The organism is Pseudomonas sp. GM74 (assembly GCF_000282455.1).
Lineage (GTDB): Bacteria > Pseudomonadota > Gammaproteobacteria > Pseudomonadales > Pseudomonadaceae > Aquipseudomonas.
This window is the reverse complement of the sequence record NZ_AKJG01000021.1, coordinates 1-12443: the sequence shown is the minus strand read 5'-3', so window position 1 is coordinate 12443 and position 12443 is coordinate 1. Positions and strand designations below refer to the sequence as shown.

Here is a 12443-nt window from a genome sequence, read left to right as displayed (position 1 = left end):
GGCGGGCCGCCGGTGAACAGTGGCGAGCGCTGGCGTCTGGCAGTCAAGTTGAAGCGCCCGGTCGGGCTCCTCAATCCGCAGGCCTTCGACTACCAGGCCTGGTTGCTGGCACAACGCATAGGTGCGACCGGGACAATCAAACAGGGTGAACGCCTTGCGCCAGCTCGATGGGCCTGGCGCGATGCCATCCGTCAGCGTTTGCTGGCGGTGGATGCCCAAGGGCGAAACGGCGCGCTGACGGCATTGGTACTCGGGGACGGCGCCGGGCTGAGTCGCGAAGACTGGCAGGTATTGCAGGACACTGGCACGGTGCATCTGTTGGTGATTTCCGGGCAACACATCGGGTTGCTGGCGGGCGTCGTGTATCTGCTGATCGCCGGCCTGGCCCGCTTTGGGTTATGGCCGAAGCGTCTGCCATGGTTGCCTTGGGCGTGTGGCCTGGCATTCGCCGCGGCGCTCGGTTACGGGGTGCTGGCCGGTTTCGAGGTGCCGGTACGGCGGGCCTGCCTGATGATTGCCATGGTGTTGTTGTGGCGCCTGCGGTTCCGTCATCTCGGTGCATGGTGGCCACTGTTGTTGGCACTCGACGGCATTTTGCTGCTGGCGCCGCTGGCGAGTCTTCAGCCTGGTTTCTGGCTGTCTTTCGCGGCCGTGGCCGTCTTGATATTGACCTTCGGCGGACGTTTGGGGCCGTGGCGTTGGTGGCAGACCTGGACTCGGGCCCAGTGGCTGATTGCAATCGGTCTGTGTCCGCTGTTACTGGCTTTGGGGTTGCCAATCAGTCTCAGCGGGCCGCTGGCCAATTTGTTCGCGGTGCCCTGGATCAGTCTGGTGGTCCTGCCACCGGCGTTGCTCGGGACACTGTTGCTACCGGTTCCTTATGTGGGTGAGAAATTGCTTTGGCTGGCTGGCGGCCTGATCGACGGGTGGTTCAGGGCGTTGGGGCTCGTCTCCGGTCAGGTTCCCGCGTGGGTGCCCGCGGCAGTCCCGCTTTGGGCCTGGGTAATCGGTGCCATTGGCGCCTTTTTGCTATTGCTGCCGCGAGGCTTGCCGATGCGCCCGTTGGGATGGCCCATGCTGTTGATGCTGGTTTTTTCGCCCAGGCCGATGTTGCAGACAGGCATGGCCGAAGCCTGGCAACTGGATGTCGGTCAGGGCCTGGCGATCCTGGTGCGCACTCGGCATCACACGTTGCTGTATGACGCCGGACCGCGATTCGGTGAGCTCGACCAGGGGGAGCGGGTGGTGCTGCCGGCGTTGCGCAAACTCGGGGTGAAGGGCCTCGACCTGATGCTGATCAGCCACGCCCATGCCGATCATGCCGGCGGTGCCCGGGCGATTGCCAAGGGCTTGCCGGTCAAACAGGTGGTCAGTGGTGAGCCCTCTGACTTGCCTGCGGAGTTGCAGGCCGGGCGTTGTGAGAGCGGCCGGCAATGGACCTGGGATGAAGTCGATTTCCAGCTCTGGCACTGGCCATCAGCCGGCGACAGCAACCAGAACTCCTGTGTCTTGCTGATCGAGGCCAATGGCGAACGGTTACTGTTGAGTGGCGACATCGATGCCGCCGCCGAAAGAGCCCTGCTGGACAGTCCGCTGGCCGTGCCCACCGATTGGCTGCAGGCGCCACACCACGGCAGTCGCAGTTCGTCGTCAAACGCCCTGCTGGACGTCCTGCAACCTAAAGGGGCGCTGATCTCCCGCGGCCAGGGCAATTCGTTTGGCCATCCGCATCCTACGGTCATCGCGCGTTATCAAAAACGCGGGATGGCGATCTACGACAGCGTCGAACAGGGTGCCATTCGTCTGCAATTGGGGCGCTTCGAGCCGCCGTGGTCGATGCGCCAGGAACGGCGTTTCTGGCGCGATCCGCCGCCTTTGAACCCATGACCGAGCGTGATCAAAGCCCGACCGGATGCGACATCACGGTCTTCGGTGCGCCCACCCCCTATGTTAGAGTGGCGCACTTTTTCGAGGGGACTGTCACTGTGTGGGAATTGGTCAAATCCGGCGGCTGGATGATGCTGCCGATCATTCTGAGCTCCATCGTGGCCATGGCCATCGTCGCCGAACGTCTCTGGACACTGCGCGCCAGCCGCGTGACCCCGGAGCACTTGCTCGGGCAGGTCTGGGTCTGGATCAAGGACAAACAGCTCAATAAGGAAAAACTCAAGGAACTGCGCGCCAACTCCCCGTTGGGCGAGATCCTGGCGGCCGGCCTGGCCAACTCAAAACATGGTCGCGAGATCATGAAGGAGTGCATCGAAGAGGCCGCAGCCCGGGTGATCCACGAGCTGGAGCGCTACATCAACGCACTGGGCACCATCGCCGCCATGGCGCCGTTGCTGGGTCTGCTGGGTACTGTGTTGGGCATGATCGATATCTTCAGTTCGTTCATGGGCACGGGCATGATGACCAACGCCGCCGTGCTGGCCGGCGGTATTTCCAAAGCCTTGATCACCACGGCTTCGGGGCTGATCGTCGGTATCCCGGCGGTGTTCTTCCACCGGTTTCTGCAACGGCGTATTGATGAACTCGTCGTGGGCATGGAGCAGGAGGCCATCAAGCTGGTTGAAGTGGTGCAGGGCGACCGTGACGTTGATCTGGCCGAGGGCAAAGCGTGAAATTCCGCCGCAAGCAACGGGAGAACGTGGACATCAACCTCGTGTCGCTGATCGACGTGGTGTTTGTGCTGCTGCTGTTTTTCGTCGTGACCACCACCTTTACCCGTGAGACCCAGCTGCGCGTCGATCTGCCGGAAGCCGTCAGCGGCACGCCGGCCGACGATCAGAGCAAGCCGCTGGACATCGCCATCAGCGCCGACGGCGTGTTCTCGGTGAACAACCAGATCCTGCCGAAAAGCGACCTGGCCTCGCTGATGGACGCGTTGCAAAAAGAAGCCAATGGCGACACCAATCGACCGTTGTCCATCAGCGCTGACGGCAAGACTGCGCATCAGTCCGTGGTGACTGCCATGGATGCGGCCGGCAAACTCGGCTTCAGTCATTTGCGCATGACCACCATCGAGGCGGCGCCCCCGGCGCCCTGATGGCCATGTCCGATCGATTGCTCGCCGCGTGGTACGCAGGTCATCCGGCCCTGAAGCTGTTACAGCCACTGGAATGGCTGTACCGGCGCGTGGTCATGAACAAGCGCAAGCGCTTTCTGGCGGGTGAGGGCGAGATCTACCAGCCGCCGGTGCCGCTGATCGTGGTCGGCAATATCACCGTGGGTGGCACCGGTAAGACGCCGCTGATTCTATGGATGATCGAGCACTGCCAGCGTAGCGGCCTGCGTGTCGGCGTGGTCAGCCGGGGTTACGGCGCCAAGCCACCGCAATTGCCATGGCGAGTCGAGGCCGATCAAGGCGCCGACGTCGCCGGTGACGAGCCGTTACTGATCGTCCAGCGCACGGGCGTGCCGCTGATGATCGACCCCGATCGCAGCAATGCCGTCAAAGCCTTGCTGGCCAGTGAGCCGCTGGACCTGATCCTGTCCGACGACGGCATGCAGCACTATCGCCTGGCCCGCGACCTGGAACTGGTGCTGATCGACGCCGCTCGCGGTCTGGGCAATCGCCGTTGCCTGCCTGCCGGGCCATTGCGTGAGCCGGCCGAGCGCCTGCAAAGCGTCGACGCGGTGCTCTACAACGGTGCCACGGCCGACCGCCAGGACGGGTTTGCCTTCCAGTTGCAACCCACCGCGCTGGTCAATCTGCGCAGCGGCGAACGACGTCCCCTCGACCACTTCCCCGGCGGCCAGGCCCTGCACGCGGTGGCCGGCATCGGCAATCCGCAACGTTTCTTCAAGACCCTCGAAACGCTACACTGGCAGCCGGTTCCACATGCGTTTGCCGACCACGCCGAATACAGCGTGCAGGCGTTGAATTTCACGCCGTCATTGCCGTTGGTGATGACGGAAAAGGACGCGGTGAAATGCCGTGCCTTTGCCGCCGCCGACTGGTGGTACCTGGCGGTCGATGCCGTGCCGTCGCCGGCCTTCGTGGCCTGGTTCGACACACAGCTGATGCGCCTGCTGCCGGCTCGTTTGTTGCCTTAACTCCGTTTTTTCAGGGAATGCTCATGGACACCAAATTGCTCGATATCCTCGCTTGCCCGGTCTGCAAAGGCCCGCTCAAGCTCAGCGCCGACAAGACCGAGCTGATCAGCAAGGGTGCAGGCCTGGCCTACCCGATTCGCGACGGCATCCCGGTGATGCTCGAATCCGAAGCGCGCACCCTGACCACCGACGAGCGCCTGGATAAATGACCACAGCCTTTACCGTCGTCATTCCATCGCGTTACGCCTCCACCCGCTTGCCGGGCAAGCCGATGCTGCTGATCGCCGGCAAGCCGATGATCCAGCACGTCTGGGAACAGGCGAGCAAAAGCAGCGCCGAGCGGGTGGTGGTGGCCACCGACGATGCGCGCATCGTCGAGGCCTGCAAAGGCTTTGGTGCCGAAGTGGTGCTGACCCGTGAAGATCACAACTCCGGCACCGATCGCCTGGCCGAAGTCGCGATGAAACTGGGCCTGGCGCCCGACGCCATCGTGGTCAACGTCCAGGGCGACGAACCGCTGATCCCGCCGAGCGTGATCGATCAGGTCGCCGCCAACCTGTCGGCCCACACCGAAGCGCGCATGGCCACCCTGGCCGAGCCGATCGAAGACGCGCAAACCCTGTTCAATCCCAACGTGGTCAAGGTCGTCAGCGACCTCAATGGCCTGGCGCTGACGTTCAGTCGCTCCACCTTGCCCTGGGCGCGGGATGCATTCGCCGTGAACCTTGAGCAGTTGCCCGAAGGCGTGCCGTACCGCCGCCATATCGGCATCTATGCCTACCGCGCCGGTTTCCTGCAGGATTTCGTCAGCTGGGGCCCATGCTGGCTGGAAAACACCGAGTGCCTGGAACAGCTGCGTGCCCTGTGGCACGGCGTGCGGATTCACGTCGCCGACGCACTGATCGCGCCGCCAGCCGGCGTCGATACCGCTGAAGACCTCGAGCGCGTTCGTCGCCTGCTGGAGGCGTGATGCGCGTTTTGTTCGTGTGCCTGGGCAACATCTGCCGTTCTCCCACGGCCGAAGGCGTGCTGCGGCACAAGCTGCGTGAAGCGGGGCTGGCCGACCAGGTCGAAGTCGCTTCCGCCGGCACCGGCGACTGGCATGTCGGCAAGGCGCCGGACAAGCGCAGTCAGGCCGCGGCGAAGCTGCGCGGTTATGACTTGTCCGCCCAGCGCGCCCGGCAAGTCAGCCGCGCCGATTTCGCCACCTATGACCTGATCCTGGCGATGGACAACAGCAACCTGCGTAACCTCAAGGCCTTGCAGCCCACCAAGGGCAAGGCCGAGCTGGACCTGTTCCTGCGTCGTTACCAGTCGGAAGTCGATGAAGTGCCGGATCCGTACTACGACGGCGAGCAAGGTTTCGAGCAGGTGCTGGGCCTGATCGAGCACGCCAGTGATTTGCTGGTGATCGAATTGAAGGGACGGTTATGAGTTTGCAGGTTCAGTCGCAGGTTTCGCTCAAGCCGTACAACAGCTTTGGCGTGGATGTCCAGGCCCGGCTGTTTGCCCAGGCCCATAGCGACGCCGATGTGCGAGAAGCCCTGGCCTACGGGCTGGAGCACAAGGTCCCGGTGCTGGTGATCGGCGGTGGCAGCAACCTGCTGCTGACGGCGGATATCGATTCACTGGTGCTGCGCATGGCCACGCGCGGGATTCGCGTGATCAGCGATGATGGCAGCAAAGTGGTGATCGAGGCCGAGGCGGGCGAGCCCTGGCATCCCTTTGTGCAGCACACACTGTCCCAGGGGCTGTCCGGCCTGGAAAACCTCAGCCTGATTCCCGGCACCGTCGGTGCGGCACCGATGCAGAACATCGGCGCTTATGGCGTCGAGATCAAGGACGTGTTCGCCGGCCTGACCGCCCTCGATCGCCAGACCGGCGAACTGCGCGACTTCACACTGCAAGAGTGCAACTTCGCTTACCGCGATAGCTTGTTCAAGCAGGAGCCGGGGCGTTGGTTGATCCTGCGTGTGCGTTTCGCCCTCGACCGCGCCGCGCATCTGCACCTGGAATACGGCCCGGTGCGCCAGCGCCTGACCGAACAAGGCATCGAGCATCCGACCGCCAGCGATGTCAGCCAGGCCATTTGCAGCATCCGCAACGAAAAGCTTCCGGACCCGGCCGTACTCGGCAATGCCGGCAGTTTCTTCAAGAACCCCTTGGTGTCGGCGCCGCTGGCTGCTCGGCTCAAGGGCGAATACCCGGACCTGGTGGCCTATGCGCAACCCGACGGGCAGATGAAGCTGGCCGCCGGTTGGCTGATCGAGCGGGCGGGCTGGAAAGGTTTTCGCGATGCCGACGCAGGTGTTCATAAGCTGCAGGCGCTGGTGCTGGTCAACTATGGCGGCGCGACGGGCCTGCAATTGCTGAACCTGGCGCAGCGCATCCAGAAAGACATTTTCGAGCGATTCCATGTCGATCTGGAAATGGAGCCGAACCGGTATTGATAAGGCAGCCGCGAGCTACAAGCTTCAAGCGGCAAGCTACAATCCTTAAATTCAGGCTCTTCGCTGTTTTGCTTCTACTTGAAGCTTGCAGCTTAAAGCTTGCAGCTAAAAGCCCTGTCTAAGCAGGGCTTTTTTGTTAATGCTCGGTTAACTCAGTCAGCTAACGATGCACAGTCTTGCTTCACCAAAGGCCCGGTGCAGACGTCTGCGTCCGCATAAGAGAGCCCATTAGCCTGAGTCGATCTGCGTGCGACCCACCGAGATCCAGCGGCAGATTGCTCGACCCCATAACTCAAGATCTATGCGGGCGTGCCCATGATTACCCTGAAACTCAATGGTCAAGACCATCAACTCGACGTCACCGAGGACATGCCGCTGCTCTGGGCGATCCGCGACGTGGCCGGATACAACGGCACCAAATTCGGCTGCGGCATGGGCCTGTGCGGTGCTTGCACCATTCATATCGAAGGGGCTCCCGCACGCAGTTGCATCACGCCCATCGGTTCAGTCGTCGGCCAGAATGTCAGCACCATCGACAACCTGCACGCCGACCCGATCGGCAAAGTCGTGCAGCAAGCCTGGCTCGACACGGCGGTAGCTCAATGCGGCTTCTGCCAGGGCGGGCAAATCATGTCGGCGACAGCGTTGCTCAAGACCAATCCGAACCCGAGCGACGAGCAGATCGAAGAAGCCATGGTCGGCAACATCTGCCGCTGCGGCACCTATAACCGTATCAAGACCGCGATCCGCCAGGCCTCCACTCACCTGAAGGAGGCAAAGGCATGAGCCGGTTACCGAATGATTTTGCCCTGAGCAACCTCAGTCGCCGTGGTTTTCTCAAGGGCGTGGGGGCGACCGGTGCGCTGGTGGTCGCCGCGAGTTGGGGCTGGCAGGCCGCATTTGCCGAAGAGAAAGAGAAGAAGTTCGGCGCCGACGGCATGCCCCACGGCTGGGTCGACGATCCGAAAGTCTATGTGAGCATTGCCGCCGATGGGACGGTGACTGTGATCTGCAACCGCTCGGAGATGGGCCAGGGCGTGCGCACCAGCTTGACCATGGTGGTGGCCGATGAACTGGAAGCCGACTGGGCGATGGTCAAGGTGCAGCAGGCTCCCGGCGATGAAGTACGCTTCGGCAACCAGGACACCGACGGCTCGCGCAGCATGCGTCACTGGTACGAGCCGATGCGTCGCTGCGGTGCCGCCGCGCGGACCATGCTCGAACAGGCTGCCGCCGCACAATGGAAAGTGCCGGTCGGCGAATGCCATGCGCTACTGCACAAGGTCGTCCATGAGCCGTCCGGCCGCGAGCTTGGATATGGCGCCCTGGCCTCCGCCGCAAGCGCCTTGCCGGTTCCGGCCCGCGACAGCCTGAAGCTCAAGCAACCTGCTGAGTTCCGTTACATCGGCAAGGAAGGCACCAAGGCCATCGACGGTGAAGACATCGTCAACGGTCGTGCGGTGTACGGCGCCGACGTGCATTTCGACGGCATGCTGTACGCGACCATTGCGCGGCCCACGGTGTATGGCGGCAAGGTCAAAAGCTTCGATGGCAGCGCGGCGATGAAGGTCCCCGGCGTGGTCAAGGTACTGCAGATCGAAAGCCGTCCGTTGCCTTTGGAGTTCCAGCCCCTGGGCGGCATCGCCGTGGTGGCGAACAATACCTGGGCGGCGATCAAGGGCCGCGAGGCACTGAAAATCGAATGGGACGACGGACCCAACGCCAGCTATGACTCGATTGCCTATCGCAAGGAACTCGAAGCCGCCTCGCTCAAACCCGGCAAAGTGGTGCGCAATACCGGCAACATCGACCAGGCCATGACCAGCGCCGATAGCACGCTGGAAGCCTCCTACTACTTGCCGCATCTGTCACAGTCGCCGATGGAGCCGATGGTCGCCATTGCGCGGTTCAAGGACGGTGCGTGCGAAGCCTGGGGGCCAAGCCAGGCGCCGCAGGTCACCCGTGAACGGATCGGTGAGCGCCTGGGCCTGCCGTTCGAGAAGGTCACGTTCAACGTGACCTTGCTCGGGGGCGGGTTCGGGCGCAAGTCCAAGCCAGACTTCATCATCGAGGCCGCTATCCTCGCCAAGGAGTTCCCCGGCAAAGCGGTGCGGGTGCAATGGATCCGTGAAGACGATATCCACTGTTCCTACTTCCACACCGTGTCGGTCGAATACCTCAAGGCCAGCCTGAACAAGGATGGCCTGCCGTCCGGCTGGTTGCACCGTACGGTGGCCCCGAGCATCACCGCGTTGTTTGCGCCGGGCATGAAACATGAGGCGGCGTTCGAACTGGGCATGGGGTTCACCAACATGGCGTATGCGATCCCCAACATTCGCCTGGAAAACCCCGAGGCAACGGTGCATACCCGGGTGGGCTGGTATCGTTCGGTGTCGAATATTCCCCATGGCTTCGCGATCCAGAGTTTTATCGATGAACTGGCGCACAAGGCCGGGCAGGATCCGCTGAAGTATCAGATCAGATTGCTCGGCCCGGACCGTCAGATCGATCCGCGCACCTTGAGTGAAGAGTGGAACTACGGTGAGTCCCCCGAGCGGTATCCGATCGACACCGCGCGCCTGCGCACGGTACTGGAGACCGCTGCCAAAGCTGCCGGTTGGGGGCGTGAGTTGCCCAAGGGGCGTGGCCTGGGCCTGGCGGTGCATTACAGCTTCGTGACGTATGTGGCGGCAGTGATTGAGGTTGAAGTCAAAGACGACGGCACACTGATCGTGCACAAGGCCGACATTGCCGTCGATTGCGGTCCGCAGATCAACCCCGAGCGGATTCGCGCGCAGTTCGAGGGCGCCTGCGTCATGGGCCTGGGTAATGCGGTGCTGGGGGAAATCAGCTTCAAGGACGGCAAGGTCCAGCAGGATAACTTCCACATGTACGAAGTGGCGCGCATGTCCCTGGCGCCGAAAGAAGTGGCGGTGCATCTGGTGACGCCGCCGGGCAACGTACCATTGGGCGGTGTGGGTGAGCCAGGCGTACCACCGATTGCGCCGGCACTGTGCAATGCGATCTTTGCTGCCACCGGCAAACGCATCCGCAACCTGCCGGTTCGTTATCAGCTGTCGGGCTGGCAGAAGGCTGGCGCCTGATGGACAGCGCTGATCTGAACGTCCTGCGCAGCGTGTTGCAATGGCATCGCGCCGGTCAGCGGGTGGTGTTGTACAGCGTGGTCGAAACCTGGGGCACCGCGCCCCGGGCACCCGGCGCCATGCTGGCATTGCGCGAAGACGGCATGGTGATTGGTTCGGTCTCGGGTGGGTGTGTCGAGGATGACTTGATCGCCCGGCTGCACGACGGGCGCCTCGCGCTTGACGGGCCGCCGGTGCAATTGATCACCTACGGCGTGACCCGCGAGGAAGCCGCACGTTTCGGCTTGCCCTGCGGTGGCACCTTGCGCTTGACCGAGGAGCGTATCGACGATGGGGATTGGGTCGAGCATTTGCTCGCCCGTTGCGAGGCCCATGAAATCGTCGCCCGTGAACTGAACCTGGCCACCGGCAAAGTGCTTTTGCAGCCGGCCAGTAAAGCTGACGTGCTGACGTTCGACGGACAGACCTTGCGGGCGATCTATGGCCCACGCTGGCGCTTGCTGCTGATCGGCGCGGGGCAGTTGTCGCGCTATGTGGCGGAAATGGCCCGGCTGCTGGATTTCGAGGTACTGATTTGCGATCCGCGTAGCGAGTTCGTCTACGGCTGGGAGGAGCAGCACGGACGATTCGTTTCGGGCATGCCGGATGAGGCGGTATTGAACATCCAGACCGATGAACGCACCGCCATCGTGGCGTTGACCCATGATCCGCGTCTGGACGACATGGCGCTGCTCACGGCCCTCGATTCCAGGGCTTTCTACGTCGGGGCGCTGGGATCGCGGGTCAACAGCCAGAAGCGCCGGGAAAACCTGGCCCAACTGGGTTTGTCGCAACCGGCGATTGACCGCTTGCATGGTCCGATCGGTTTGCACATTGGCAGTCATAATCCAGCGGAAATTGCCTTGTCGCTCATGGCGGAAATCGTGGCGGTCAAAAACGGCATCGAACTGAAGCAGAAGAAAGCCGCGCGGGAGAGCATATGAGCAAGTCCATTGGCGTCATCGTGTTGGCGGCGGGGCAGGGCAACCGCTTTCGTCAGGCGGCGGGCGCCGAAAAGGATAAATTGGTGGCCGATTGCACCGGACGTGACGGCGTGGTGCGGTCCGTCATCGAGCACACGCTGGTCAACTTGCCGGCGACGCTGGACAAACGCGTACTGGTGACCACTGCTGACCGCCCGCAAGTGATTCGCATGGCTCAGGCCTATGGCTGCGAGATTGTGCTGATCGAGTCGACGGGAATGGGGGACAGCATTGCCGCTGGCGTCGCGGCCTGCAAGCAACTCGATGGTTGGCTGATGGTGCTGGGGGATATGCCGTTCATCCTGCCTTCCAGTATCGGGCAAGTGGTGGCGGGTATCAGCGATGACAGTATCAGTGTACCCGTGCAGGACGGTGAGTACGGGCATCCGGTCGGGTTCGGACGGGACTTCGCGGCGGGGTTGATGGCGCTATCGGGGGATCGTGGAGCCAAACCGCTGTTTGCCCAAGGGCGGGTGGTTGAAGTGACCGTGGATGATCCCGGCGTGTTGTGGGATGTGGATGTGCCTGAGGCGTTGGAGTTCAAGTAGTTCCGCAGGTGATCCCCTGTGGGAGCGAGCAAGTCGAGTCGTCGCACCGCCGCTCCCACAAAGGGTAGTGTGATGATGAGGCATAAAAAAGCCCCGCCTGGGTTACCAGGCGGGGCTTTTTAGTGGCCGATGGAATCAGACGAGAGGTTTAGGCTCGTGCTCTTTTTCCTCGGCTTGCTCTACCGCTTCCTGAACGGAGCGAGGTGCTTCGTGGATCACCGACTCAACCGGCTCGGCAGCCACTTCAGCGGCCGGGGCAGGAGCTGCCTCAACCACTTCAGCAGCAACCGGTGCAGGCTCGGCAGCGACAACCGCTTCAGCTGGAGCGGCAGCAGCCATTTCAGCTTCCTTCTGCAGACGCTCGGCTTCACGCTTGCGACGACGCACTTCACGTGGATCGTTAGGCGCACGGCCACTTGGCGTCAGGGCGCTGACAGGAGCTTCGACTACCGGAGCAGGTGCCTCGGCAACGACCGGAGCTTCAACGACTGGCGCTGGGGCCGGTTCCGCGGCGGTAACCACCGGCTCGGAAACCATGGCTTCAGCCACTTGGGCTTCAGCGGCAGGTGCAGCGGCTTCAGCGACGGCTGGCTCGGCAACCCAGTTGAATGCGGTTTGCTCTTCGCGAACTTCACGTACGGTTTCAGTCACGGTTTCAACAACCGCTTCTTCAGCCTGGGCAGGTGCTTCTACCACTGGCGCTGGCTCGGCAGCCGCTTCAACAACAGGCTGAGCTTCCGGCGCAGGCACCACTTCGATTTCCGGCGAGGCGGTGACTTCGACCGGTGTGGTCGCTTCAACGACTGGCGCTTCAACCGGAGCTGCTTCCAGGGTCGCGGCAGTGGCGCGTTCGGCTTGCACATTGGCTTCAGCTTCGGCTGGAGCGCTGATCACGCTGCTGGCTACGGCTGCGGTGACAGCCAGGCCGGCGGCCAGATCGGAAGTGCTTGGCGCTTCAGCGTTTTCGCCGGACTCGGACTCTTCCGAACCTTCGATCACGTTGCCGTTGGCGTCACGCTGACGCTCGCGACGGTTGCTGCGACGACGCTGACCACGGGAACGGCGGCGTGGACGATCGCCTTCGGCGCCTTCCTGACCGTCTTCCGGCAGTTGCTCTTCGTTGGTGACCAGTTCTTCTTCGGTTGCGGCTGCGGCAGCTTGTTCGGCACGTGGCTGACGCTCTTCACGCGGTGGGCGTGGAGCGCGTTCTTCACGTGGCTGGCGAGCTGGACGCTCTTCAGCGGTAGCAGCCGTAGCGGCGGG

12 protein-coding genes and 1 pseudogene are annotated in these 12443 nt (G+C 62.8%); 12 read left to right on the top strand and 1 reads right to left on the bottom strand.

The annotated features are described in order from the left end of the window. The 12 genes from PMI34_RS22765 to PMI34_RS22820 all read left to right on the top strand — a co-directional run. A partial coding sequence (locus tag PMI34_RS22765) for a DNA internalization-related competence protein ComEC/Rec2 (protein WP_008047022.1) occupies nucleotides 1-1887 on the top strand: 1887 nt, incomplete at its 5' end. 98 nt (nucleotides 1888-1985) lie between these two features. After that, entirely contained in the window at nucleotides 1986-2621 is a 636-nt protein-coding gene (locus PMI34_RS22770; protein ID WP_032829396.1) for a MotA/TolQ/ExbB proton channel family protein, read from the top strand. Then, nucleotides 2618-3046: an ExbD/TolR family protein gene (locus tag PMI34_RS22775; protein ID WP_008047019.1), complete on the top strand. Its 429-nt coding sequence runs from the start codon at nucleotides 2618-2620 to the stop codon at nucleotides 3044-3046. Before PMI34_RS22770 ends, PMI34_RS22775 begins: the two co-directional genes overlap by 4 nt. Next, nucleotides 3046-4056 (top strand): tetraacyldisaccharide 4'-kinase, encoded by a 1011-nt coding sequence (gene lpxK, locus PMI34_RS22780; protein WP_008047016.1) that lies wholly within the window; start codon nucleotides 3046-3048, stop codon nucleotides 4054-4056. Before PMI34_RS22775 ends, lpxK begins: the two co-directional genes overlap by 1 nt. Nucleotides 4057-4079: 23 nt before the next feature. After that, nucleotides 4080-4265, top strand: coding sequence for a Trm112 family protein (locus PMI34_RS22785; protein WP_003179363.1), 186 nt, complete (start codon nucleotides 4080-4082; stop codon nucleotides 4263-4265). After that, nucleotides 4262-5026 carry a 3-deoxy-manno-octulosonate cytidylyltransferase gene (gene kdsB / locus PMI34_RS22790; protein ID WP_008047005.1) on the top strand — a complete coding sequence of 255 codons (765 nt, stop codon included), beginning with the start codon at nucleotides 4262-4264 and terminating at the stop codon, nucleotides 5024-5026. Before PMI34_RS22785 ends, kdsB begins: the two co-directional genes overlap by 4 nt. After that, nucleotides 5026-5490, top strand: a complete 465-nt coding sequence (locus PMI34_RS22795; protein ID WP_008047001.1) for a low molecular weight protein-tyrosine-phosphatase — start codon at nucleotides 5026-5028, stop codon at nucleotides 5488-5490. Before kdsB ends, PMI34_RS22795 begins: the two co-directional genes overlap by 1 nt. Further along, on the top strand, nucleotides 5487-6506 hold the full coding sequence (gene murB / locus PMI34_RS22800) for a UDP-N-acetylmuramate dehydrogenase (protein WP_008047000.1): 1020 nt from the start codon (nucleotides 5487-5489) through the stop codon (nucleotides 6504-6506). The genes PMI34_RS22795 and murB overlap by 4 nt, the downstream gene beginning before the upstream one ends. A gap of 315 nt (nucleotides 6507-6821) precedes the next feature. Continuing rightward, a complete protein-coding gene (locus tag PMI34_RS22805; protein WP_008046998.1) occupies nucleotides 6822-7292 on the top strand; it encodes a (2Fe-2S)-binding protein in 471 nt (156 codons plus the stop codon). Beyond that, nucleotides 7289-9610: a xanthine dehydrogenase family protein molybdopterin-binding subunit gene (locus PMI34_RS22810; protein ID WP_008046996.1), complete on the top strand. Its 2322-nt coding sequence runs from the start codon at nucleotides 7289-7291 to the stop codon at nucleotides 9608-9610. The genes PMI34_RS22805 and PMI34_RS22810 overlap by 4 nt, the downstream gene beginning before the upstream one ends. Next, nucleotides 9610-10593: an XdhC family protein gene (locus PMI34_RS22815; protein WP_008046995.1), complete on the top strand. Its 984-nt coding sequence runs from the start codon at nucleotides 9610-9612 to the stop codon at nucleotides 10591-10593. Before PMI34_RS22810 ends, PMI34_RS22815 begins: the two co-directional genes overlap by 1 nt. Next, complete coding sequence (locus PMI34_RS22820) at nucleotides 10590-11180, top strand: nucleotidyltransferase family protein (RefSeq protein ID WP_008046993.1); 591 nt, start codon at nucleotides 10590-10592, stop codon at nucleotides 11178-11180. Before PMI34_RS22815 ends, PMI34_RS22820 begins: the two co-directional genes overlap by 4 nt. A gap of 135 nt (nucleotides 11181-11315) precedes the next feature. On the opposite strand, the pseudogene PMI34_RS27640 reads toward PMI34_RS22820, so the two are convergent. Further along, nucleotides 11316-12443 (bottom strand): annotated as a pseudogene (locus PMI34_RS27640) (ribonuclease E); the annotation flags it as partial.

What these genes read in the sequence shown, in the direction of transcription:
- lpxK (WP_008047016.1), top strand. Translation starts at nt 3,046, where the DNA reads ATGGCCATGTCCGATCGATTGCTCGCCGCGTGGTACGCAGGTCATCCG.
- PMI34_RS22785 (WP_003179363.1), top strand. Translation starts at nt 4,080, where the DNA reads ATGGACACCAAATTGCTCGATATCCTCGCTTGCCCGGTCTGCAAAGGC.
- kdsB (WP_008047005.1), top strand. Translation starts at nt 4,262, where the DNA reads ATGACCACAGCCTTTACCGTCGTCATTCCATCGCGTTACGCCTCCACC.
- PMI34_RS22795 (WP_008047001.1), top strand. Translation starts at nt 5,026, where the DNA reads ATGCGCGTTTTGTTCGTGTGCCTGGGCAACATCTGCCGTTCTCCCACG.
- murB (WP_008047000.1), top strand. Translation starts at nt 5,487, where the DNA reads ATGAGTTTGCAGGTTCAGTCGCAGGTTTCGCTCAAGCCGTACAACAGC.
- PMI34_RS22805 (WP_008046998.1), top strand. Translation starts at nt 6,822, where the DNA reads ATGATTACCCTGAAACTCAATGGTCAAGACCATCAACTCGACGTCACC.
- PMI34_RS22810 (WP_008046996.1), top strand. Translation starts at nt 7,289, where the DNA reads ATGAGCCGGTTACCGAATGATTTTGCCCTGAGCAACCTCAGTCGCCGT.
- PMI34_RS22815 (WP_008046995.1), top strand. Translation starts at nt 9,610, where the DNA reads ATGGACAGCGCTGATCTGAACGTCCTGCGCAGCGTGTTGCAATGGCAT.
- PMI34_RS22820 (WP_008046993.1), top strand. Translation starts at nt 10,590, where the DNA reads ATGAGCAAGTCCATTGGCGTCATCGTGTTGGCGGCGGGGCAGGGCAAC.